The sequence below is a fragment of the Jeotgalibacillus sp. ET6 genome, from assembly GCF_029667115.1.
Classification (GTDB): Bacteria; Bacillota; Bacilli; order Bacillales; family Jeotgalibacillaceae; genus Jeotgalibacillus.
Genome location: NZ_JARUIU010000069.1, coordinates 1 through 279, shown reverse-complemented (window position 1 = coordinate 279; position 279 = coordinate 1). Strand labels below are relative to the sequence as shown.

At 40.9% G+C, this 279-nt stretch carries 1 protein-coding gene; it reads left to right on the top strand.

The features are described 5' to 3' along the window. The coding region (locus P6709_RS19870; protein ID WP_278242631.1) for a hypothetical protein at window positions 1-194 on the top strand (194 nt) is incomplete at its 5' end. Window positions 195-279: the final 85 nt, after the last annotated feature.

Below are 279 nucleotides of genomic sequence, written 5' to 3'. Positions count from 1 at the left end.
AGGGAAGTAGAATGAAAATGAATCATTATGAATGGAAAAATCAAGACAAGTGGGGTTCAAGTCCTCTTGCCGGCTACCGACTGAGCGAAGACCAGCTGACGATGCAGGTATTGATAGTTAAATCCTTTCACAATATATTCCACAAAACTCCAAACAGAATCATGATCGCGTTCCTTAACACCCCGAAACATTAAAAAGCGGCTTCATGACAGGCTGAACTATTTTTCCAATCTGGGATTTTAATGAAGGGCTGCTTATCAACAAGGTGATGAAGAAACG